Genomic DNA, 22,109 nt, shown 5'->3' with positions numbered 1-22,109 from the left:
TTAATAGCAAGCTTGTGTGAAGAAGCAAGCAAATGATTGTTTATATAAACAGAGGTAATTTTCAATGACCAGTCAACCGAAACATACCGACAAGAAACACGACAAAGTGCTTGATCATGATGAAGCTCAGGCAGCCATTGAGTCGATAGCCGGAGAAGAAGATCCCGGCTCAGCTCTTGAAGAATTTTTAAAAGATCTTAAAGACGATGAAGACGTCAAGAAAAAGGCTAAGTGAGCATACACGCATGTTTACATGTTTAAGTTAAATTAGATTATAAAGTGGATTGGCTACAAAGCTAAACAAATGGTATCGCTTTTATTTGCTGTGGTTAACTGCTATTTATCTGAAATTTCATATAAATAATCAACCATAGCTTCAGCGTGTTGCCGTTTAACCTGTAAGTTGGGCATTAAGCTTTGAGGCTTAAAATGAGGTGGGTTCATGATCCACTTAACTAGATTTTCACGAGTGGTTGGCAATGTGCCAGCGATAAATCGCCTGTTAACCATATTATTGAGCGGGGGACCAACATGGTAAATGGCCGATGCAATACCTTGTATAACATGGCAACTGTTACAGTTATATTGTTGTAGCGCCACTTGCCCAGAAAGGGTTTCGTTATTCCTTTCGCTGGCGGAAACAAATGCCGTTTCACTTACATGCGAAGCTGTCTGATTAGGTGTATTCCTCTGTTTTGCTAGTTGAGCATATTGAGATTTTGATAATTTGGGTAGCTGCTTAATTAGGGCAACTAATTGCCATATTTCCTGACCGCTTAAACGGTATTTCCAAGCAGGCATGCCTGACATTTTAATTCCGTTTTCTATTACCCAATAAAGTTCAGCGGGTGAACGCTGACGAGCGACGCGAACAATCGCGCTTGGTGCCGGCATCATGCCCAACGAAAAAGGTTCAGGCGCGACACCGGGCGCACCGTGGCATGATATACAGTGTTGCTCATAACTTTTAACGGCAGTTTCTTGCTTATCAAAAGTTGATAAATCTGGAACTTGATCTTTTATACGTGCATCTATTGCTTGGATCCGCGTATAATCCAAAAATTTATATACTGGGCTTGTGTGCCCTGTCAGTGCGGAGACATTATAAGCTCCAAAAAAAACCAGACTGAACAGCACCGCCCCGATTAAAGCAAAAGCCAAAGCCGTTATTGAAAAAAATCGTTTGTTAAATTTAATGAGGAGTGTTCGAGTCATAGGCAAAAATTAATCTTTCCATAAGTAATCAGTTAAGCGCTGCGCTTCTTGCTGAGTAATTTCAGGTTTTGGCATCGCGGTATCAGGATGAAATTGTTGCGGATTAAGCAAAAACTTGGTCAAATTTTCACGGCTATTAGGTAGCACACCCGCTATATAACTTTGCAAGGCCATATTATCTAAGGGCGGGCCTACTAATCCTTTGGCTGAAGGTAATTTGGCTAATTGGTGACAACTGCTGCACCCTTTGCTAATCATTAATTTTTGGCCATCATCTACGTGTTCCCTAGCCACACAGTCCAAGCTCAGGCTAATAGTGATACCTAATGTAATTATAGTGAAAGCACGCATTGAAATATTCATTTTTTGCGACCTAGAAATCCTTCGTTTGAAGCTTGTTGATTTTGGTTGTTAGAACTTAGTAATCGAGCCAAAGTTACGAGTGCCGCTACAATAAAAACAATTCCTGCTGGCATCCACATGATAAGCCCTCCTAATTGTTGGTCTTCAATAGGGCTTAAACCCCATTGCTGCGTAGTATGAGCATAAGGGCTATACCAAATTTTTGGTGAAAACGTGAGCAAAGCCCCTAATAAACTAGCGTGAATAGCAGTGGTGAATAATGAAACAACCGCAGCCATCGAGTGAGACTTATCAAGCCTGAAAATTGAATACCAAAATACCCATGCGATTAGTAAAAATGTGGCGTGTTGTAAGCTATGTACCCAAGTGCTAGTTAAACTCGCGTTTAACAGCACGGGTAAATGCCATAGCCAAAGCCCTAAAAAATGTATCACCCATCCCCAAAGCGGTGTGACCAGTTTTCGATAAAAATTGAGTATCAGTGGCGAGCGCCCGGTTAAAAGATGAAAAATAGAGGTCATCATTCCTTTACCGCCAAGCAAAACGCTTTGTTCGGGACGTGATAATACCAGCAAAGGCGCGGCTATCATCATCAGCATTTCGTGTTGAATCATGTGTACAGAAAATAACTCTTCACCAATGGCATCTATTGGCGAAACTAAAGCAATAAGTAGTGTGAACCAACCCCACCAAAACCAGTGCATATGCTTGCGAAATGTTTGTTGTTTGGAATCAAGTCGCTGACTTATTTTGCGACTGCCACGATAATAACAAACAGCAATAATGAGCAGTAATAATGCCGCCACAGGATCTATGTTAAGAAAGCGGTATTGTTCGGATAAGGGCATATGCACTACGTGGGCAAATGCCCAATTAGGCAGCATGCTTATTAGCAAAATTAATATTCGAATTTGCATCATTATCCTCCTGCGCTCTGACACGCCGGCAATATTAAGCTTGGCCAACCCTGAACAAAAATTGCCACAGCAAGAAAACCACTCATTAAAATAGCGCCTGCTGCCATAAATATCTCGCGAGAATGGCTATTGTTGTGTTTCTTAAGAAGCCGATAATAACCTAATGCATAAAACAGATTACCAAGCTCAGTTACCACGCATACGATTGTTAAAATACCCACGAGTAACTGCAACGTTAATTCATCAAAAGCTCGGGGGCGGGTGCAATGCCACTCTACCAGCGCGTAGCTAGCAAATAATTGCAGTGCCCAAGCCAAGATGGCAATAAACCAAAAACGCCATAGGTATCCAGCGCCAATTTTTTTAAGTGAAGCGGGTTTAATCATTATTTAAAACCTAGGAAAATAATACAGCACAAAATAAAATGGTAGCCATGCAAGGGCAACAAAGTTCCAGTACATGGTATCGACCACCACACCAATTTGTCGCTGCTTCGTATAAAATCCTGCAACACCGAAAAAACCTATTGCAGCCGTGCCAATCGCAGCAGAGACAATATGGATAAAATGAAACCCTGAGATGGTCCATAATAGTGAGCCGTATACGTGTTCATTCCAACTCATTGAAAAATTGTCGAACTGACCCCAGCGTATCCACAGAACTAATAAAGCCATAAAGACAGATGCGAATGTATAAATCACAAAACCTTTTGGCTGGCTTTTTTCAACGGATTTACCCGCAAGATACATGGTCACGCAACTCAATAACATGAGAATCATTGACCAAGTAGGAATTAGTAAAGGAGGCAACTCAATATCATTAGGGGGCCATTGTGGATGTTGCATATATAAGTACAGATAGGTCACAGTGAAAGCAGACACTACGCTGAGCTCAATCAAAATTAAGCCAATGATGCCCCACCAAATAGGCGCATTTCTGCCATTTAAATGACGAGAGAAATTAGATACATCTATATCTGCGTTCGTGGCCTGTTGTTCATTATTCATTTGTGTGCTCATTATTGTAAACCTCGAATAGGGTGACCCTCTTCAGGCGGCTTTTCTGCCAACCAAGGACGTGACGGCCACAGCCAACCCAAAATCGCAAAAAAACTAAGAAAGAAACCTACTACAAACAAAATTGGTTTAAACATAAAACCTAAAAAGCCAAAGCCCACTGTTAGTGCAAGCACAAACGGCCAGTAAGTAGGGGTAGGCATAATACAAACCGATTGGGCCTTTGCGTCGAGTAAGGTTGTAATTAATGTCTCGCGGCGGTCAGCACGGATCCCTGTCACTTTATGTATTGGTGCTTTTTGCCACAGTGGCGTGCGACTGTTTACAACGGGTAGATGTCGGAAATTGTAATTTCGTGGCGGCGATTCTGCCCACCACTCAAGCGTATCTGCCTGCCAAGGGTTACTACCTGCGGATTTCGATTTATGAGGACTGATAAACGTATTAATAAAGGTGAGTAGAAAACCAAACGCCATTAAAAAAGCGGCACAGGTTACAAAAAAATTGATGTCTTCCCATCCCATACTATGTAAATAGGTGTAAACCCGACGAGGCATTCCATCTAGACCCAATTGATGCATAGGAAAAAAGGTTAAATTCAATCCTACAAATATTAGCCAAAAACTCCATTGCCCTAAACGTTCACTGAGCATTTTTCCCGTCATTTTAGGGTACCAGTAATATAAACCAGCAAAAAATGGTAGCACAGCGCCGCCGATTAGCACGTAATGCAAATGAGCCACTACAAAGTAGCTATCATGGGCTTGCATATCGAATGGAATGGAAGCAGCCATTACGCCTGTTAATCCACCAATTACAAATACTGCAAAAAAACCCATGATGAATAGCATAGGCGTTTTGAGTCTCACTTTTGAACCCCAGAGTGTGGCGATCCAACAAAATATTTGCACACCACTAGGGATGGCGATCATGGCGCTGGCAGCGGTAAAAAAGCTTAGTCCTAAATGTGGTAAGCCAGTGGTAAACATGTGGTGTACCCATAATCCAAACGATACAAAGCCAATGGTAACCATAGAGAGTACAACCGCAGTATAACCAAAAATTTCACGCTGACAGAACGTGGAAATAATCGTGGATACAATCCCAAGCGCGGGGACAACTATAATATAAACTTCAGGATGACCAAAAAACCAGAAAAGATGTTGCCACAACAAAGGATCCCCGCCGCCAGCGGCAACAAAAAACTGAGTTGCAAAAGTACGATCTAAAGCCAATAAAACGCTACCGACCATCACAGTAGGCATAGCGAATACGATCATGAATGACATCACAAGTATCGACCAGACAAAAATAGGCATTCGATTCAAGGTCATGCCTGGGGCTCGTTGTTTTAGAATAGTCACAATTAATTCCACGGCTGCCGTTAGAGCCGAAATCTCAATAAAAGTGATCATGGTTGTCCAGAAACTGACCCCTTTTCCCGGCGAAAATTCAATGCCAGCCAAAGGAACATAACTAAACCAACCTGTGTCTGGGGCCATACCTAAAAATAGAGCCAAATATAAAGTGATACCTGCTATCAAATAAACGTAGTAACCAAATGCATTCAGCCGAGGAAATGACATATCTCTGGTACCGAGCATTAAGGGGACTAAGTAGATACCGAGCCCCTCCATTGCTGGCACTGCAAAAAAGAACATCATAGTAGTTCCATGCATTGTCATTATTTGATGGTAAAACTCAGCGCCCATCAAGGTATTTTCAGGTTGTACTAACTGTAAGCGCATCAGTAGCGCTAATAGTCCGCCTAACGCGAAAAAAATTAATGAGGTGACAACAAAACGAAAACCTATTTTCCGTTGATTCACATGGGTGAACCAACCAAAGAATCCAGTAGGAGATAACCAAGTTTTATCCAATATTGGCTCTGATCCCTGCTGATGGTCAAAAATAGCTTGTTCGGTTGGTATTTGGTTTTTCAAGCTCACGTCCTTTTCTCTTGTTTTTAATCACTGACTAGCGTTTTTGTCTGCTGTTTCGCTCACTTAATCTAGACTTTGTAAATAATCTAGCAAATTAGATAACTGCTTAGCATTTAACTGGGACAATGGCATTTTAGCGCCGGGCTTAATGCCGTTAGGGTCAGCAATCCAGCCACCTAAATGTGCTCGGCTATTTTTTCTGGTCACTGCAGCGATTGACTCTCTAGACGCTAAGTGGGTTAAGTCGGGCCCTGCCGTGCCAGCCGCATCAGTGCCACGGATGGTATGACATTGCTGACAACCAGTTTTAAAAAACACCTGCTGACCCGCTAAGGTTTCACTATTTTTCGGTTGTTGTGATTCGGATTGCTGGTTTTTTAACCAACTCTGAAACTCAGCTTTAGATTCAGCAACCACCAAAAAGCCCATAAGGGCATGTTGTAATCCGCAAAATTCGGCGCATTGTCCTCGAAAAGTACCTGCGACATTGGCCTCAAACCAGCTAGAATTAGTGCGTCCAGGAATTAAATCCGTTTTGCCGTGCAGTTGTGGCACCCAGAAACTATGGATGACATCGCCGCTTTCTAGGTAGAGTTTAATTGGACGATTTACTGGTATGTGCAGTTCGTTAGCGGTGGTTGCGATAACCTTGTTGTTGTCATCGAGATACTCAATTTGCCACCACCACATCCAACCGGTGATACGAACTTCTAGCGCACCGTCAGGTGGTTGCGCTGACAAGGAACGACCCAACATTAAGCTGCCGCCAACTAAACATAAAACGGTAATGAGAGGAATTGCTACACCGGCAATAACGACCAAATTACGACTGGCTAGATAGCTTAATTGCGTCGGTTTTTTAGATCTACCTTTCCATAAGCCCCAGCCGAGTAAAAGCATCACAGCAACAAATATCACTAGAGCAACCCAAAACATACTCCACCAGATATAGCTGATTCCTTTAGCTTGATCGCTCGCGGGCTCGATTGCGGATTGACTTTGCGCATACGCCAAAGGTAACGTGAGCATTAATAGCATGCCGACGTAAAAGGCATTTTTGCTAACTTTGCTCCAAAAAGACATTTTTAATTCACCTATCTCCATCTGGCTTTATCATCCTGGGTTTTAAAGCTGAGGTATTGTTTGAAGCATTTGGATAAAACAGGGTAAAAATTACTGAATTTCTTTGTAATAATTACAAGTTATGAATTACAGTTTTCTTTTATTCCAAACACCTTAAAAACACTTTATAGCCGGTCATTGCTAAAATACTGTGACATTTTTCTCCAAAGCTAAGGTGACTTCGGTAAAAATTATTTTAGTTTTCTGCACTTTTCTTGCCAAATATTTACTCTACTTTATGTTCGCTCAAATATGATAATTTGTTGTCGAGGCGTGGTGCTAAGATTTTTTGAATATAAAGCCTGGCTATACGGTGAGACTCTTTATTATTTTGCCTAACTTTTTTAGTGCTTCAACTCTCTCTTTTTGAAACTCATGAGCGTAACTTAATCGGATGTATTTGTTAAATATAGGTGTTGTTGAAAACAGCGCTCCAGGCGTTAAGACGATATTATGCTCTATTGCTAGGTTGTACAATGAAACGCTATCCGTGTTAATTTTTAGTTCTATCCATAAACAGAGCCCACCTTCAGGTGTGGTGTATTTGAAGTGAAAATCCCAATGTTGATTGATAAGTTCAATTAGCTTATTTCTTTGATTTAATAGCCTTTGTTTGTACTGTAGAAGATGCTTTCGATAAAAGCCTTCACCAACAAAGCTGGTTAATCCTTGTTGGGTTGATTCACTATTAGATAATTGAGTTAGCATTTTGAGATGGGTTATTTTATTGAGATCGTTTTCTGAAAAAATCCAGCCAATTCTTAAATCACGCGATAACGATTTTGAAAACGAACCACATAAAATAACTTTATTATATTTGTCGTACGCTTTGAGCGGCATAACCACTCTGTGAAAGCCTAAATCTCCGTAAATATCGTCCTCAATAATATTAAATTGTAACTTTTCTGCTAACTCACACAATTTTACCTTGTTTGCTTCCGGCATTAATGAACCTGTTGGGGTATTAAAATTTGGCGTCACAATTAATGCTTTTAATGTCCATTTTTTGGCAGCTGACTCTAATTTATCTAACAGAATGCCCTGAGTAGCTGAAGAGGGAACTTCTATTACTTTTAAATCTAGTTGCTGCAATATTTGTAGTACACCATAAAATGCCGGGCTTTCTATTGCCACGGTATCACCGGGTTTAGTACTAGTACTTAAAGCTAAATATAAAGAATTTTGGCAACCAGCAGTAATACATATTTGTTCTGGCTTTACGTAGAGCTTGCGGCTTAAATAATGTTGACTAATTTTGTGCCTTAAATCCAGATTGCCTTGAGGGGGAGAATAATACAGGGCGTTGCTGCTTGCTTGATGCCGCATAGCCCGGTTTATATGTCGATTTAACGTGAGAATATTATTCTCAGTAGGCTGGATTTTGGCACTGGGATAGATATCAAAAGCCGCACTTTTTTGCATAATTTGGTAAAACAGGTCGGGCAATTCAATTTTTTTAGGTTGGGTGATCTCAAGCTGGTGTTGTGGTTGATGGGGCTGATCTTGCTTTTTTACATAATAACCTGAGCGTGATTTTGCTTCTATTAATCCGGCAGCTTCTAGTTTTTGCAAAGCCGTTTGGATAGAAATTTTTGAGCTGTTATAAGTTTTACTAAGCGTACGAATAGAGGGTAGTTTATGCCCAATTGACCAAAATTGGCTTTCAATATTTTTACGCAGTCGTTCTGCGATAGATTCATATAAGAACTGGGACATTTTAGGTATTACCGTTATCTGCTTACATCTATTAGGTTGGTTATTATTTTATCTGTCCCTATTATTTTTTATTTTTTTGTACATATCAATAGCAGATTCACTCTATAAAATGAATTTACTGTCATCTAAAGAGTGAAACGAATGAGCTTACCTGAACCGAATCGAATTATAATGACCACGGCTACCAAACCGAAAAAAATATATTTTCGAGAGCAGTTTGGATATTTTCAATCAATAAGGCGCAAATTATCAATAGCGCTTATTTTTATTTTTGTATTGCTGCCTTTTGTGCGTTATCAATCTCATGCAGCTTTTAACATTGATGTTACCGCCCAAAAGATACATTTTTTTTCAATTACCCTCTACCCACAAGATTTATTGATTGTGGGCATTTTATTTATTTTAGCTGCGTTCGTTCTATTTTATGTCACTCGTTTGTATGGCCGAGTTTGGTGTGGTTACACCTGTCCACAAACTATTTGGATGCTTATCTTTAGTTGGGTTGAAAAACGAATTGAAGGTAGTCATCATCACAGTAAAGCGTTAGATAAAGCTGAGCTAAGCATTGAAAAAGTAATAAAAAAAGGGGCGAAACATGGTATTTGGTTACTTGTTGCTTTTTTAACGGCTTGTACTTTTATGTCTTACTTTGTACCGGTCGATGTCCTTTACTCAAACTTATTTAACTTTGATGATTACTTTTTGGTGCAAAACTGGATTTTATTTTTTACCGCTTGTACTTATATTAATGCCGGTTGGGTAAAGGACAAAATGTGCCTACATATGTGCCCATACGCGCGTTTTCAGGCAGTGCTGTTTGATAAAGCCACTAAGCTAGTTACTTACAACGCTGCACGAGGAGAAAGCCGCGGTCTTCGTAAACGTAACCAAATAAAACCTGATGGACTAGGTGATTGTGTTGATTGTAACCTATGCGTTGACGTTTGCCCTGTAGGTATTGATATACGAAATGGCCTTCAATACGAATGCATTAATTGTGGTCTTTGTGTAGATGCATGCGATTCAGTTATGGGCAAGTTTAACTATGCCAATGGGTTAATTAAGTATAGTAGTTTGGTAACGTCACCTAATCGCTGGAAGCAACATTTAAGCTATGGCGCAGTTACTTTTATTACTTTGCTTATGCTTATCTTTTGGGGGATTTATCGCAATGATTTTGAAATAGATGTAAGTAGAGACCGCAATGCGCTATATCGGGTTAACTATTCGGGTGAAGTTGAAAATACATACACAATTAAATTGTTGAACAAATCGCAACAAGCTAAAAGTTTTGCTATTTCATTACCAGCTAACTCTGAATTTGTACTTAATGACCCATCTGTCATTAATCTACCAAGTGGTCATTCTGCGATTCAAGTGGTTTCAATAGTCACAAATAAACGTGTTGGGAGAAAGAAAATAGCGATACAAATAACCGATTTATCAAATCAAAAAATTGAAACCGTCTATACACAATTTTACACACCCAAGCAATGAGGTGGTAATTATGTTGCCATCACAGTTGAATGAGCCCAATTAGCAAGTTTGATTGGACGCGTTGTTAAAATTGATTAAACAGCGAGAAGCTAAGCTTAAGTTGTTTAATCAATTTTGTGGCAGCTGGTCGTTATGCGCGTGCACACCTGCAATAATACAAATTGCTTTATTATTTTTAATAATTAATCTAGTAACCTTGAAAATGTACAAAAATAGCTGTTTTTTATAAAGTAAATCTTTTTGAAAAAAAATCAATAAATGCGGCAATTCTCGACGATACGGCAGAGTTTTTGTAATAAACAGCGTGAACTTCTTCCCGTGGATTAGGTGAAATAACCATTTCAGGCAATATTTCAATAAGGCTTTTATTGGCTAAATCTTTTTTGATCATAAAGTTCGATAGCAACGCGATACCGTTACCATTTAATGCTAGCTGCCTTAGGGCTTCGCCATTACTTGCAGTTAAATACGGTTTGATTTCTACGTTTTCTTTTAGATACCAATTATTGAGTTTTGGTGAATCTGTAAATCCTATTAGTTTGTGTTTCTTTAGCTCTAAAGGCGATTGAGGTGCATTAAATTTGGCGAGATAACGAGGACTGGCGACTAGATGAAGCTTGCTGTTTCCTAAATTTTTAGCGTAAAGATTAGAATCAGCCAGCTTGCCTATACGAATAGCAACGTCAGTTTTCTTTTCGATTAAATCAACAATATTTTCATTGGAAATGAGATCAAGTTGAATATCAGGGAATGTAATTTGGAAATCTTCTATATATGGAATTATTTGATGAATAAGAAACGGGCTGGCAGCATCTACTCTTAATTTACCTTTGGGGCAGCCTCTAAGATCATTTAGCGCTTCTTCACCTCGATTTAGAGAACTTAATCCTTCTTTCGCATATTTAAGAAAAAGATGGCCTTCTTCAGTTAATTCAATTCTTCGGGTGCTTCTATTTAATAAAGTGACGTCTAACTCTTTTTCAAGCCGGGCCACTGAACGAGAAATTTTAGCAACTTGGGTATTTTGTAAGTTGGCCGCTCCGGTAAAACTGCCAGATTCAACAACCGTGATAAAGTTTTCTAGATCTTCTGTTTTTGATTTTACACCCATAAAACTCGATTCCTACAATTTTTGTAAAGCTCAGTTTATTACAAAAGCAATCTGATATCCTATTTTAATTATTACACTTTTAACAAAATTGTTTTGCTATTTTTGCTGTTTCTGTATCCCGTTTTTTTGTTGAAAATGATTCAACTTTAATCATTTAATCATTTGAGGATTTTGAACATGCCCTTAGCATTACTCGCGCTCACTTTAAGCGCTTTCGCTATTGGAACCACTGAATTTGTAATTGTCGGTTTAGTACCAACTATTGCTGCAGATTTAGGGGTTTCGCTACCATCAGCTGGCCTTTTGGTTAGTTTATACGCACTGGGTGTTGCCATCGGTGCACCTGTACTTACGGCTTTAACCGGTCGTTGGAATCGTAAATCTGTACTTTTAACCTTAATGGGGCTTTTTGTCTTAGGTAATCTTTTGGCTTGGCAAGCGCCAAGTTATGAAACACTTATTATTGCTAGGATATTAACTGGCTTGGCACATGGTGTTTTCTTTTCAATAGGCTCAACCATTGCTACAAGCTTGGTTTCTAAAGAAAAAGAGGCAAGTGCAATTGCTATTATGTTCACTGGGTTAACAGTTGCTTTGGTAACAGGGGTTCCATTAGGCACATGGATAGGGCAGGAGCTTGGTTGGAGAGCGACCTTTTTAATTGTATCAATTTTAGGTTTCGCAGCCCTAATCGGAAGTGCGATTTTAGTGCCTTCAAATTTGAAACAATCAGCACCCGCTAAGATTTCTGAACAGTTAAAAGTACTGACTCAGCCTCGTCTTTTATTAGTTTACGCGATGACAGCTGTGGGGTATGGCGGTACTTTTGTTACCTTTACTTATCTTGCACCCATCCTTGAGCAGGTGTCTGGTTTCGCGTCAAGCTCTATTGGTTTAATCATGCTGGTTTATGGTGTGTCAGTTGCCATCGGCAATATCTGGGGCGGTAAACTTGCAGACAAAATGGGACCCGTAAAAGCACTGAATATTATTTTCACTGCACTAGCAATCGTTTTATTTGCTTTCACTTTTACTGCTGGCAACCAAATTGGTGCCGTGCTTACGGTACTGGTTTGGGGAGCATTCGCATTTGGTAACGTACCAGGGTTGCAAGTTTATGTTGTTCAATTAGCTGAGAAGTATACTCCAAACGCGGTTGATGTTGCTTCAGGACTAAATATAGCGGCTTTCAACGTAGGTATCGCAATTGGCTCTATTGTTGGTGGTGTTATTGTCGAAGATATGGCGCTTATAGATACACCTTGGGTAGGCGCTTTAATTGTTGTATTTGCAATTATCTTGACCAGAATTTCAGGGTTTCTTGATTCACGTGACCAAGCCCAAGCTAAACTCGCTTAATGGAGAATTGGGGAGCAATCCCCAATGAAATAACTTATGAACCTGGATAAATTAAAGCAAATTGGATTTTCAGTTGGTGTGGAATTACCACTAGATTCAGATTGGAGTAAAGAAGGTCAAGCCAAAAGAATTACAGAAAACAGACCTTTTGGCGTACCGGATATTAGCTTGCACAAAGAACGAATTATGTTGGCAGATCAATTGGGTTTTAGTACTGCATGGGTACGGGATGTTCCGCTTTATGACCCTAACTTTGGTGACGCTGCACAAGTGTTTGAGGCTTTTTCATACCTAGGTTATCTATCAGGCTTAACTAAAAATATATTGTTAGGAACTGCAGCAATTGTGTTGCCACTAAGGCAACCTTGGTTAGTAAAAAAATCGGCAAACACGATTGCTTCTTTAAGTGACAATAGACTAATTCTAGGGGTTGCGAGTGGTGATAGACCCTCTGAATATCCCCTGTTTGGTGTTGATTACGATGCTAGAGGCCAACTGTTTCGTGACGCTGTTAAAATATTAAAAGATCAATCGCAAGCGCAACTTAACGCAGGGCAAAAGATCCTCCCTGAAGTTTCTCGTTATCCTATTTATGTAGCAGGACTTGCCCAGCAGTCGCCACAGTGGGTGGGCGAAAATGTAGATGGCTGGTTAGCTTATCCGGGCACACCAGCTGACCATAAAAAACGAGTTGCACTATGGCGTCAAGTCGCTGGAGAAAAACCTTATGTAAGCTTTATTCACCTAAACCTATTACCAGAAGCTGAAGCACCCATTGAGCGCCACCGTTTTGGTATAAAGTCAGGAATTAACGGCTTAATTGATGAATTAAAAGCAATGAAAGCAGTTGGTGTTGATCATATCGGTTTACACCTTCGAAGAAATGAAGCACCAATTGAAGAAACTATGCGAGCAATTTCCGAGTTAGTTCTACCTATTTTTCATAAATAAAGGAATCCAAATGATATTAATAAATAATGAAATGCCCGTTTTGGGGATGGGCACTTTTCGATTAGAGGGCGATGTTGCTTATAATTCAGTAAAAATGGCATTAGAGCTTGGTTATAGACATATAGATACCGCGCAAATTTACGGTAATGAAGCTGAAGTTGGTCAAGCAATTGCTGATAGCGGGGTTAAACGAAGTGAACTTTTTATTACCACAAAAGTTTGGAACTCAAATTTAAACCCTCATTCTTTTCAAAAAAGTGTTCGTGAGAGTTTGAAAAAACTTCAAACAGATTATCTTGATTTACTGCTTATTCATTGGCCAGCACCAGAGAACAACGAACCAATGAAAGTGTATTTGACAGAGTTAGCTAAGGCAAAAAATGAAAAATTGGCTAAGCATATTGGGGTATCTAATTTTACAATAGCGTTAATGGAAGAAGCTCTAAAAACGTTACCAGCTTCACAGATATTTACAAACCAAGTAGAAGTTCATCCTTATCTAACGAACGAAAAATTGCGAGCATATTGTGAGGCCCAAAATATCCATACAACAGGGTATATGCCATTTGCGGTAGGTAAAGTTCTAAAAGATAAAACAATTGTTGATATTGCTAATAATAAAGGATGTACACCAGCAGAAGTAGTTATTGCATGGTCGTTATCAAATGGATTATCAACCATACCTTCTTCAACTAAACGTTCCAATCTTTTAACAAATTTAGCCGGTCAATCATTAAAACTGAGTTCAGAAGAGCTCAACGCTATCAACAAGCTTGATAGAAAAGAACGTCAAGCCAACCCGGACTTTTCACCGCAATGGGATATTTAATATGAAAAGTTGCCAACTGGCGTGGCAATTTACAGAAGCAGCTCGTCCGCTGCTTCTTTCTAAAGTGAAGCCACCTCAAATCATTGAACCGGATGAAATAATTGTTTTGAATAAAGTCGCATCTATTAATCCCGTTGACTGGAAGTTTATAGACAATAACCCGTTAGATTGGCAAGCCGGATATATTCCAGGCGTTGATGGTGCTGGAATTGTTATTAAAGCTGGCTCACAAGTTCCGTCGGATATGCTGGGTAAACGTGTGTGTTATCACCAATCATTAACTAAATACGGTAGCTTTTCATCATATACAGTGCTGAAATTTAGCCGCATTATGACACTTCCGATGAGCACACGTGGAAATTGTTTAGACAATGCGGTGATGGAAAGATTTTTTAGAAGTTTAAAAACTGAACGATTAAATAATATTAGTTTTATTAACCATGAATCTGTTGTGTGTGAAGTTGTAAAATACATTGCATTTTATAATTACAAAAGAAGGCATTCTGCACTGGGTTATATGACGCCACACCAACAGTATATTGAAATGAAAAATGCCGCTTAGAATTTCTACAGCAAAAGTTGACCATTACAGCATTTGGCTGATATTTATAAAGCCTCTTTAATAAAGACATATTCATATTTATAAAAAATAAGCCCTAAACCTTAAATACGGATAATTTTAAGGTTTAGTTAGGCTTAAACACGTACTTAAATAATTAATTAAAGATGCGGTTATCTCTAAGGTTTCGTAAAAGCTTTAAGTTTACCGTTGCTGCGAATATAAATAGTAGTTGGTTCAAGTGTCGTTAACTGATGAGTAAATTGCCCAGTTGAACTAAAATAACTACCTGGATTGAGGCTTGCAGCCGTCGTTAATTCATCAGATTGATACTGCCCACGCCCTTGAATAACAACCGCTCTAAATTCTTTACTATCGCTGTTAATTGTAAGTTTTGCGCCAGCTGCTACTTTGATCATTAAACCTTCTAATGGCGCAGAACCAGATTTTTTCCACAAATAACTAACTTGTAAATTGTTACCATCAATAAGAGCCGAATCTTGCGAATTTAACCAAACTAAGTTTGTTGCGTGAATATTGACTGGGCGCTCGCCATTATCAAAATGCTGATCAGATGGTTTAACTAAATACGGGCCGCTATCTATTTCCAGATAAATCATGTTCGATTGCTCATTAGCAGCTGTTATGTGATCTTCACCGGCTGGCTGAGTCCAATATGATGCGGTTGGCAACCACATATGCTCGGCCGTAGGATCGTCATTATGCATTGCTCCTTTTATAACAATACCGCGGTATGAAATATTGTGTATATGAGGTGGTGACGAAAAACCTTTTTTAAATCTCACCAACATACCAGTCGCAACATCTTTTGAACGATCGCCCCATAAATCGGCTGCACCCGGGCTTTTATCACCTCTTAAAGGGTTTAAATAACCCCAATTAACTTCTTCTGCTGTAACCACTTCTGATTGATGGTTTTGGTTTGCTGAAAAAGCAAAGAAAGAAGAACAGGAAGTCAGTAATATAATACTTGGAATTAGTTTTTGAAAATTGAACATAAGTGTTTCCTTCAAAGTGTTCAAGGGAGCGCGCCCCCTTGAATAAATTAATAGCTGATTATATCGTTACCACAACTTTACCCATTGCTTGACCGCTGCCTAATCTCTCATGCGCGAGACTAATGTCAGCGAGCGTATACGAGGTTTCATCCAAGACAGGGGTTAATTCTCCAGCTTCTGCAATTTTAGCCAAAGCTTTTAAAATATGTGCATGCTCTTCACGTTTATAATTATGCAACATAGGGATAAGCATAAATACAACGTGTAGTGAGAGTCCTTTAAAATGAGCCATGGTTAAATCAAGTTCAACCATAGATACAGTTGAAGCAACATGCCCATTTAAAGCTGCAGCAATAAAAGAGTTAGTCATGTTTTCGCCGCCAACTGAATCAAATACGATATCAAAACCAGTGCCGTCGGTGTGTTTTTGTACATAATCTTCAACCGATTCTGTACGGTAATTAATAGAAGTTGCACCTAGTTTTTCAATCAATTTTGCTTGTGGCTCACCGCCACCTGTTGAAAATACGTCGGCTCCAAAATGACGCGCTAATTGTATTGCAACATGACCAACTCCACCTGAGCCGCCATGGACTAATACTTTTTGTCCTGATTTTATATTTGCGCGTTGTAGTCCCTCATAAGCAGTGATACCAACTAGTGGTAACGCGGCTGCTTCACGCATAGATAAATTGTTTGGTTTTAAGGCAAGTAAGTTTGTATCGGCGACAATATACTCAGTTAATGTACCCGGCAAATCGGCCAAACCGCCAGCACAACCGTATACTTCATCACCTACTTTATATTCTGTTACACCTTCTCCAACTTCTTCTATAGTTCCAGCGAAATCCATTCCTAACAACGCGGGTGCTGCTGGAGATAAAGGTAATTCTGACCCCATAGAGCGGATCATGGTGTCAACTGTATTAACGCTGGTCGCTGCTATTTTTACGAGTACGTGGTTTGTTTTTACACTTGGTTTGGCTATTTCTGTTGATTCAAATACTTCAGGCCCACCAAAGGTATTAACGATCATTGCTTTCATATTATTCTCCAATATTGGTTAGTGTCGTGTTTAACAAGCACGCTTGTTATTTGTTTATTACTTAGTTAGATAACCTGTTGTGTTATCTGCTGTAAAACATTGATTAATGCTTGGTTCTTTTCTTGATTCAGGGCATCCGGATGTGGTCTGACCCAATCACTTACGTCGTTATCAAAATATTTTCCGGTGATGCCTTTAAAGGTTTCACTGAGTGCTGCGCGTTCCAAAACTTCAGCGCCAATTGAAATGTCTTTGCCCGCCATACCATAAGCTTGCTTCACCATTTTACTGCCTAAAAATGATGCAGGGTTCACAGCAATAAAAGTTGGAAAACGACTCTCTTGTTGTTGAGCAAGATAAAAAGTCCACATCGTTATCGCCAGCTTGCTTTGAGCATAGGCTGCGCTGTCTGTTAATTTTTGCTCGCCAGTTAATGCATCCAAATTAACACTTGCTTGCGCTGCAGAAGACAAATTAATAACGCGGCCTGTATTATTAAATAAAGGCAATAATCGCTCAGTTAACACGTAAGGCGCTAAGGTATTAACGACAAATCGTACGTCATGACCTGAGCTTGTTATTGGCGTAGGGGTTGTATAAATACCCGCATTGTTGATTAAGACATCAATGTTGTTATGTTGCTGTTTTATCAATTCTGCCAAGTTAGCCACTTCAGCTAAATTCGATAAATCAGCGATATAGGTTTCAATTTGTGCTTGCTGGTTTAACGTGATTAAGCTTTGCTTAGCTTGCGCCAGTTTTGTTTCATTCCGACCATGCAACAATAGGGTATGGCCAAGTTTGGTTAGCCGTTTAGCGGTTTCCAAACCTATTCCGTCTGTTGCACCTGTCAATAAAATTGTTTTGCGCATTTGTTTAATCCTCTTTGTTAAATTCAGGCAAGACATATTCAGCGATTTCATGTAATGTTTTTTCAATATCTTGCTGATTAAATCTAAGATTCAACGCGACATGGTTAACACCAATTGCTTGCCTCGCTTTTAGATATTGCGTCAATTTGTTAACACCAAGCCGGTAACCTAAGTGGATAGGTTTAGGTTCGCTATTAGGATCCTCAGCAATATCAATATAGAGCGGTTCCATAACGGGTTTAGTCAGCCCACTAGTGTTTTTTTTACGTAGCTGTTTAATAAATTGGTGCTGATGTGCCTGTGGTTTAGGGTAGGTTATCCATCCATCGCCATTTGCTGCAAGCCAATCTGCTGATTGTTGAGAAGCCCCTGTTATCAATAGCGGTAAACGATCTTTCAATGGCTTCGGTAACATATCTAATTGTTTATTTAAATAACCAAATTTATTTTCAATACTTGGTGCTGTTTCAGCCATTTTTCGAATATAGTCATAACTTTCTCTGAACAATTTAGCTCTGTTTTGGTAATTTATATTCATTGCCGGATACTCTTCTGGCCGATCGCCGCTCGCCACCCCAAGGATGAGCCTGCCTCCTGAAATTACATCTACCGATGCAGCTGCTTTCGCAACATGCGCCGGGTGTCTAAGCGGTAATATTAAACTCGCCACGCCTAGTGCAATTTTGCTAGTTTGTCCGGCAAGTAAGCCCAGATAGACAAACGGGTCAAATAACTGACCAGCATCACCAAAAGAAGGTACATTAAAAGGAACATCTCTTAACCAGACTGAACTAAATTCTAATGTTTCAGCTAGTTTTATTTTCTCAAGTTGCTGATGCATACCAGGAACCGCGCTATAACTGTATTCCTCTATCGGTACAACTAAGCCAACAGACAATTTTCCTGGCTTAAATACGTGATTAAAGCCAGCATTTAATTGAGGAAAAGCTAATTGTGTGTCGAGACTTTGCTGTTTTAACATTTATTCTTCCTACCGCATTTTTATCGGGTTATTAGTGCTGCGTGTTGATCGAGTTAATTTGATGGTTAAATCATATCTTTATTGAATTAACGAATAAACAATGTATAAAAGGAATCAGAATTCGGTTTTTAAATATAATTAAAGAGGTAACTAATGGATACAAGCGGTATTCGCCTGTTTGTATTGGCGGCTGAAATGCTCAATATTACAGCGGCCGGCAAAAGGCTAGGTATAGGCCCTTCAGTGGCCAGCGCTCGTTTATCTAAATTAGAAATTCAGTTAGGTGCCGATCTTTTTCACCGTTCAACGAGAAATATGGCTTTATCTATCGAAGGGATTGAATTTTTACCTTATGCTAAAGAAATTATTGCTCAAGAGGATGCGGCCCTAGCAGCACTTGGACGAGGTAAAGCGACGGTGAGTGGTACATTAAGGTTTGCGGCATCTAGCACGTTTGCACAACTTTTTATCGCGCCAATATTGCCAGAGTTTCTTGAACGATATCCTGAAATTGACGTTGAGTTAAAGTTAACGGATACACAAGTTAATTTAATTGATGGTGGTTTTGACTTAGCACTACGCAACTATACTGCTGAAGATAGCAGCTTAATAGGCAGAAAATTGGCTAACGACACACGCATTTTGTGTGCATCGCCTAAATATATAAAAAAATATGGTATGCCTAATAAACCTGATGACCTTAAAAAGCATCAACTATTAGTGTTTATTAATTCCAAAGCACGAAAGCTATTTTCTAAAACTGATAAAAGCTTATACGCATTCCCTCCCACAAGCAGTAAACCCAGGGTTGTATGTGATGATGGTTCTAGTATGCGCATTGCAGCAAAAGCAGGAGTGGGTATATGTATGAGTTCAATTTGGAATGTTTACACTGAGTTAAAGGAAGGGAGCTTAGTGCAAATTTTACCTGAATATAAAATAGATGATCAGGCGGCGATTTGGTTGGTGTACCCTAAGTCTAATGTTTTAACAGCCAAGGTGAGAGTATTTATTGATTATTTAGTTGAAAAGATCGGTTCACCACCTATTTGGGAATTGTAATAATCTAGCAAAATAATGAGTTTAATCAGCTTTGTCTGTTTGTCAGCGGAGTGATTGGATGAAGCGTTTATAGAAACCATGTTATTCAACCTAGTACAAATTTAATCTTGAGCCGTTCTTCTTTGATAGATTGTCCCAGGCTTTAAAACACCAAAACATATTTGGATTAGTTTTCTCTTTAACCTAATACAAAACTTTAAAACCAGATGTTCGCAAACAGACTTCGTTAGGTGGCCAAATTATTCTGCCACTGCAATCACTATCGATGAGAGTAGGGAACTCGAGATGTATAAAGTTGAACGGTCTATTTAAGTAGAAATGGTGTAATAACCAAACAAAAATAGCGCTACAAGGTAGCGCTATTTTTAATCTTAAAACGCTTTAGTAAAGCGTTTTATTATTCTGGTTTTGCAACTGGGCTAACCATCACTTCTTTAGTTTGTGCATCAAAGGTATAATCCACAGACAATGCTGCACCTTCTGCTAACTCATCAAAGTTTTCACTCAGCACTTCAGTGTTACCCGCTTCATCTGAATAGATTGTTAAATCGTCCAGATAAACGCTAGAGCCACCTTTAGCTTGTACTTCAAAAAATTGAGCCTCATCCATCAGACCAAACGCGGCAGAGTTGGTAAAGGATTTGAAAAACTCGCCTGAAACTTGATTGGCTAATATTTCTCCACCTGCGGAACTAATTGGCGTATCATTGATAGAGATGGATACAGTAGCGTTACCGCCATTAGCACCTCTGGTTGCTTCTGAGCCATCCCATGTAAACACCATATCATTCCAAATACCAGGTGTATGAGTTTGATCAATAACAAAAGTGCCAGTGCCTGATGTACCATTATAAAGTTTAATTTCACCGTTGCTTCTAAAAGCCATTGCAATTATCGTTCGGTTCAATTCAGTGCCTTTATACTTACGGCCATTTAAGATAACTTTAGCATCTTTTGATGAGGCTTCTGGATACTGAAACTTAAATGTCACGCGGCCTTTTTCCCAAGCTGCAGCTGGGGTGTTCACAACAAATTTACCATCTTTATCCGAGCCCACTTCAGCAACTAAATTACCGCCAACGAGTGGATCAATCGTGATAGGTAAAACAGCTTCAGTGCCATCTGCAGCAGTAACAACAATATTATCAATTAATGGTGCCGGTTTTGTAACGCCATCACCTTTATGAGCTTTGATTTCAGCACTGTCCGTATCTAATGCATATGTCCAAGCGCCATTGGCATCAATCGTAAACGTTCCGTACGTAGTTGTAATATCCTCTTGAATTTCAAAAGATTCCTCAGCTAAATTTGGATCAGTGATGACTAAATTACCTGATGTATCGCCAGCGTTAATATTTACAACTGCATCTGGGTTAACAACGGGTTCAACACCTTCCGCTATTTCTTCCTCGGTTAGCTCTACATCAATTCCGCCAGGGAGCGCATCAATATCTGCAGGTACTTTTAACGACCCTCGAAGAGTAACAACAATTTCTTGCTCCGTACCATCTAAAGTAGTGAGCGTAAATGTATCGTCTAAGGTTGGAATTGCAGAAGAATCTTCTGGCTCTACATCATAATTTAAAGCTCTGGCTTCTTCGTTATCCGGATCAATTTCGTATGTCCACTCAACTTTTCCAAGAACAGCAGGCACGGCTTCAACTTCTTCTACACCTTCACTGGCTTCTACCCCTTCTATTGCATCAACAGGTTCAATTACGTTAATTGTAACCACACCATATTGTGTGGTGATTTTTACTTCACCATCAACTTCTTGAGCACCTTCTTGTTCTAGGGCTGGTTTAAAAGCTGCTTCAGCAGGATTATCATCACGAACAGAGGTAAATGCATCTATGCTGCCAGTATCGTGGCTAATGACTACTGAAGTTCTATCTTTAAAAGTTGCAGGTACGTCAATACCTTCAAGCGTGATTTGAATATCTTGAGTTGTACCATCTGCTGATTTAATTGTAAGCGGGTTTTCTGATATGTCTGCATTTTCAGAACTAACCAAAGCTGTAACATCTGGGTGCTCATCTTCCCCTACGTACAATTCATAGGTCCAAAAACCTGCAGCATCAATTCTTAACTCACCGTATTTTCCTTCAATGACTTCTGAGTGGATAAGTGATTCATTTTTATTTGGATCATCCACTTCAACTCTTAATTCAGGGTTTTCGGCTTTTGATAATACTACAGAAAGATCACCACTAAATGTCGCAGGAGCTTGTGCTTTAGTGTTGTCATCATCGCTGCTACCGCACGCGGATAACGCCGTAATGATTGATAGAGTCAGTAGTTGTTTTTTCATGATTTATCCTCATTATGTATGCTACTTTAGTAGTTGATCGTGCTCACGTTCCATTAACCCTCAGCAATTTACCTAAATTGAGGAGCAAGATTTTTATCTTAACGTGTGCTACTTATTACCAAACACATACATATTTAAATTTTATTATCAATGACTTAGCTATTTTATGATGTTGCTTTAATAGGTATATCAATAAAGCAACATTAATTTAAGCAGTAGA

The 22,109-nt window shown here is 39.4% G+C and carries 20 protein-coding genes and 2 pseudogenes; 8 read left to right on the top strand and 14 right to left on the bottom strand.

What is annotated here, in order from left to right:
- The first annotated feature begins 64 nt into the window (after nucleotides 1–64).
- On the top strand, nucleotides 65–235 hold the full coding sequence (locus OLW01_RS15140) for a hypothetical protein (RefSeq protein WP_268076350.1): 171 nt from the start codon (nucleotides 65–67) through the stop codon (nucleotides 233–235).
- Nucleotides 236–336: 101 nt separating this feature from the next.
- Here OLW01_RS15140 and OLW01_RS15135 read toward each other — a convergent pair whose 3' ends face one another.
- The 8 genes from OLW01_RS15135 to OLW01_RS15100 form a co-directional block, all read right to left on the bottom strand.
- Nucleotides 337–1,059, bottom strand: coding sequence for a c-type cytochrome (locus OLW01_RS15135; protein WP_268076348.1), 723 nt, complete (start codon nucleotides 1,057–1,059; stop codon nucleotides 337–339).
- A 165-nt stretch (nucleotides 1,060–1,224) separates the two neighbouring features.
- Complete coding sequence (locus OLW01_RS15130; RefSeq protein ID WP_268076346.1) at nucleotides 1,225–1,578, bottom strand: c-type cytochrome; 354 nt, start codon at nucleotides 1,576–1,578, stop codon at nucleotides 1,225–1,227.
- Complete coding sequence (locus OLW01_RS15125; RefSeq protein WP_268076344.1) at nucleotides 1,575–2,498, bottom strand: cytochrome c oxidase assembly protein; 924 nt, start codon at nucleotides 2,496–2,498, stop codon at nucleotides 1,575–1,577. Before OLW01_RS15125 ends, OLW01_RS15130 begins: the two co-directional genes overlap by 4 nt.
- Nucleotides 2,498–2,881 (bottom strand): hypothetical protein, encoded by a 384-nt coding sequence (locus OLW01_RS15120; protein ID WP_268076342.1) that lies wholly within the window; start codon nucleotides 2,879–2,881, stop codon nucleotides 2,498–2,500. The genes OLW01_RS15125 and OLW01_RS15120 overlap by 1 nt, the downstream gene beginning before the upstream one ends.
- Before the next feature lie 3 nt (nucleotides 2,882–2,884).
- Nucleotides 2,885–3,502: a cytochrome c oxidase subunit 3 gene (locus tag OLW01_RS15115; RefSeq protein ID WP_268076341.1), complete on the bottom strand. Its 618-nt coding sequence runs from the start codon at nucleotides 3,500–3,502 to the stop codon at nucleotides 2,885–2,887.
- A gap of 11 nt (nucleotides 3,503–3,513) precedes the next feature.
- Entirely contained in the window at nucleotides 3,514–5,454 is a 1,941-nt protein-coding gene (gene ctaD / locus OLW01_RS15110) for a cytochrome c oxidase subunit I (protein ID WP_268076339.1), read from the bottom strand.
- A gap of 63 nt (nucleotides 5,455–5,517) precedes the next feature.
- Nucleotides 5,518–6,537 carry a cytochrome c oxidase subunit II gene (coxB, locus tag OLW01_RS15105; protein ID WP_268076338.1) on the bottom strand — a complete coding sequence of 340 codons (1,020 nt, stop codon included), beginning with the start codon at nucleotides 6,535–6,537 and terminating at the stop codon, nucleotides 5,518–5,520.
- A 345-nt stretch (nucleotides 6,538–6,882) separates the two neighbouring features.
- Complete coding sequence (locus OLW01_RS15100) at nucleotides 6,883–8,292, bottom strand: aminotransferase-like domain-containing protein (protein ID WP_268076336.1); 1,410 nt, start codon at nucleotides 8,290–8,292, stop codon at nucleotides 6,883–6,885.
- Between the two features lie 141 nt (nucleotides 8,293–8,433).
- Between OLW01_RS15100 and ccoG the strand changes: the two genes are divergently transcribed.
- Entirely contained in the window at nucleotides 8,434–9,789 is a 1,356-nt protein-coding gene (ccoG, locus tag OLW01_RS15095; protein ID WP_268076334.1) for a cytochrome c oxidase accessory protein CcoG, read from the top strand.
- A gap of 223 nt (nucleotides 9,790–10,012) precedes the next feature.
- On the opposite strand, the gene OLW01_RS15090 is transcribed toward ccoG, so the two are convergent.
- A complete protein-coding gene (locus tag OLW01_RS15090) occupies nucleotides 10,013–10,900 on the bottom strand; it encodes a LysR family transcriptional regulator (protein WP_268076332.1) in 888 nt (295 codons plus the stop codon).
- Nucleotides 10,901–11,077: 177 nt separating this feature from the next.
- On the opposite strand from OLW01_RS15090, the gene OLW01_RS15085 reads away from it, so the two are divergent.
- The 5 genes and pseudogenes from OLW01_RS15085 to OLW01_RS15065 all read left to right on the top strand — a co-directional run.
- Nucleotides 11,078–12,259 (top strand): MFS transporter, encoded by a 1,182-nt coding sequence (locus tag OLW01_RS15085; RefSeq protein ID WP_268076331.1) that lies wholly within the window; start codon nucleotides 11,078–11,080, stop codon nucleotides 12,257–12,259.
- A 36-nt stretch (nucleotides 12,260–12,295) separates the two neighbouring features.
- Nucleotides 12,296–13,210: a TIGR03571 family LLM class oxidoreductase gene (locus OLW01_RS15080; RefSeq protein ID WP_268076329.1), complete on the top strand. Its 915-nt coding sequence runs from the start codon at nucleotides 12,296–12,298 to the stop codon at nucleotides 13,208–13,210.
- 10 nt (nucleotides 13,211–13,220) lie between these two features.
- Nucleotides 13,221–14,039 (top strand): 2,5-didehydrogluconate reductase DkgB, encoded by an 819-nt coding sequence (gene dkgB, locus OLW01_RS15075; RefSeq protein ID WP_268076327.1) that lies wholly within the window; start codon nucleotides 13,221–13,223, stop codon nucleotides 14,037–14,039.
- Nucleotide 14,040: 1 nt separating this feature from the next.
- Nucleotides 14,041–14,370 (top strand): annotated as a pseudogene (locus tag OLW01_RS15070) (alcohol dehydrogenase catalytic domain-containing protein); the annotation flags it as partial.
- 12 nt (nucleotides 14,371–14,382) lie between these two features.
- Nucleotides 14,383–14,601 (top strand): annotated as a pseudogene (locus OLW01_RS15065) (integrase core domain-containing protein); the annotation flags it as partial.
- A 176-nt stretch (nucleotides 14,602–14,777) separates the two neighbouring features.
- Here OLW01_RS15065 and OLW01_RS15060 read toward each other — a convergent pair.
- The 4 genes from OLW01_RS15060 to OLW01_RS15045 all read right to left on the bottom strand — a co-directional run bounded on the left by OLW01_RS15060 (nucleotide 14,778) and on the right by OLW01_RS15045 (nucleotide 18,516).
- Nucleotides 14,778–15,617, bottom strand: coding sequence for a DUF4437 domain-containing protein (locus OLW01_RS15060; RefSeq protein WP_268076326.1), 840 nt, complete (start codon nucleotides 15,615–15,617; stop codon nucleotides 14,778–14,780).
- A 58-nt stretch (nucleotides 15,618–15,675) separates the two neighbouring features.
- A complete protein-coding gene (locus OLW01_RS15055; protein ID WP_268076325.1) occupies nucleotides 15,676–16,662 on the bottom strand; it encodes a zinc-dependent alcohol dehydrogenase family protein in 987 nt (328 codons plus the stop codon).
- 65 nt (nucleotides 16,663–16,727) lie between these two features.
- The gene (locus OLW01_RS15050; protein ID WP_268076323.1) at nucleotides 16,728–17,534 is read right to left on the bottom strand and encodes an SDR family NAD(P)-dependent oxidoreductase; all 807 of its coding nucleotides are present in this window, start codon (nucleotides 17,532–17,534) and stop codon (nucleotides 16,728–16,730) included.
- 4 nt (nucleotides 17,535–17,538) lie between these two features.
- Nucleotides 17,539–18,516 carry an LLM class oxidoreductase gene (locus OLW01_RS15045; protein ID WP_268076321.1) on the bottom strand — a complete coding sequence of 326 codons (978 nt, stop codon included), beginning with the start codon at nucleotides 18,514–18,516 and terminating at the stop codon, nucleotides 17,539–17,541.
- Between the two features lie 153 nt (nucleotides 18,517–18,669).
- Here OLW01_RS15045 and OLW01_RS15040 point away from each other — a divergent pair, with 153 nt between their 5' ends.
- Nucleotides 18,670–19,578, top strand: coding sequence for a LysR family transcriptional regulator (locus OLW01_RS15040; RefSeq protein WP_268076320.1), 909 nt, complete (start codon nucleotides 18,670–18,672; stop codon nucleotides 19,576–19,578).
- A 397-nt stretch (nucleotides 19,579–19,975) separates the two neighbouring features.
- Here the strand turns inward: OLW01_RS15040 and OLW01_RS15035 are convergent, their stop codons facing one another.
- Nucleotides 19,976–21,889 carry a VCBS domain-containing protein gene (locus OLW01_RS15035; RefSeq protein ID WP_268076318.1) on the bottom strand — a complete coding sequence of 638 codons (1,914 nt, stop codon included), beginning with the start codon at nucleotides 21,887–21,889 and terminating at the stop codon, nucleotides 19,976–19,978.
- Nucleotides 21,890–22,109 lie beyond the last annotated feature (220 nt).

The sequence above is a fragment of the Catenovulum adriaticum genome, assembly GCF_026725475.1.
GTDB lineage: Bacteria > Pseudomonadota > Gammaproteobacteria > Enterobacterales > Alteromonadaceae > Catenovulum > Catenovulum adriaticum.
This window is presented reverse-complemented; position numbering and strand designations above follow the sequence as displayed.

Coding starts and splice junctions, on each gene's coding strand:
- OLW01_RS15125 (WP_268076344.1), bottom strand. CDS start 2,498: ATGATGCAAATTCGAATATTAATTTTGCTAATAAGCATGCTGCCTAAT.
- OLW01_RS15055 (WP_268076325.1), bottom strand. CDS start 16,662: ATGAAAGCAATGATCGTTAATACCTTTGGTGGGCCTGAAGTATTTGAA.
- ccoG (WP_268076334.1), top strand. CDS start 8,434: ATGAGCTTACCTGAACCGAATCGAATTATAATGACCACGGCTACCAAA.
- OLW01_RS15140 (WP_268076350.1), top strand. CDS start 65: ATGACCAGTCAACCGAAACATACCGACAAGAAACACGACAAAGTGCTT.
- OLW01_RS15035 (WP_268076318.1), bottom strand. CDS start 21,889: ATGAAAAAACAACTACTGACTCTATCAATCATTACGGCGTTATCCGCG.
- OLW01_RS15060 (WP_268076326.1), bottom strand. CDS start 15,617: ATGTTCAATTTTCAAAAACTAATTCCAAGTATTATATTACTGACTTCC.
- coxB (WP_268076338.1), bottom strand. CDS start 6,537: ATGTCTTTTTGGAGCAAAGTTAGCAAAAATGCCTTTTACGTCGGCATG.
- OLW01_RS15085 (WP_268076331.1), top strand. CDS start 11,078: ATGCCCTTAGCATTACTCGCGCTCACTTTAAGCGCTTTCGCTATTGGA.
- dkgB (WP_268076327.1), top strand. CDS start 13,221: ATGATATTAATAAATAATGAAATGCCCGTTTTGGGGATGGGCACTTTT.
- OLW01_RS15130 (WP_268076346.1), bottom strand. CDS start 1,578: ATGAATATTTCAATGCGTGCTTTCACTATAATTACATTAGGTATCACT.
- OLW01_RS15100 (WP_268076336.1), bottom strand. CDS start 8,292: ATGTCCCAGTTCTTATATGAATCTATCGCAGAACGACTGCGTAAAAAT.
- OLW01_RS15120 (WP_268076342.1), bottom strand. CDS start 2,881: ATGATTAAACCCGCTTCACTTAAAAAAATTGGCGCTGGATACCTATGG.
- OLW01_RS15090 (WP_268076332.1), bottom strand. CDS start 10,900: ATGGGTGTAAAATCAAAAACAGAAGATCTAGAAAACTTTATCACGGTT.
- OLW01_RS15040 (WP_268076320.1), top strand. CDS start 18,670: ATGGATACAAGCGGTATTCGCCTGTTTGTATTGGCGGCTGAAATGCTC.
- OLW01_RS15115 (WP_268076341.1), bottom strand. CDS start 3,502: ATGAATAATGAACAACAGGCCACGAACGCAGATATAGATGTATCTAAT.
- OLW01_RS15080 (WP_268076329.1), top strand. CDS start 12,296: ATGAACCTGGATAAATTAAAGCAAATTGGATTTTCAGTTGGTGTGGAA.
- OLW01_RS15050 (WP_268076323.1), bottom strand. CDS start 17,534: ATGCGCAAAACAATTTTATTGACAGGTGCAACAGACGGAATAGGTTTG.
- OLW01_RS15045 (WP_268076321.1), bottom strand. CDS start 18,516: ATGTTAAAACAGCAAAGTCTCGACACACAATTAGCTTTTCCTCAATTA.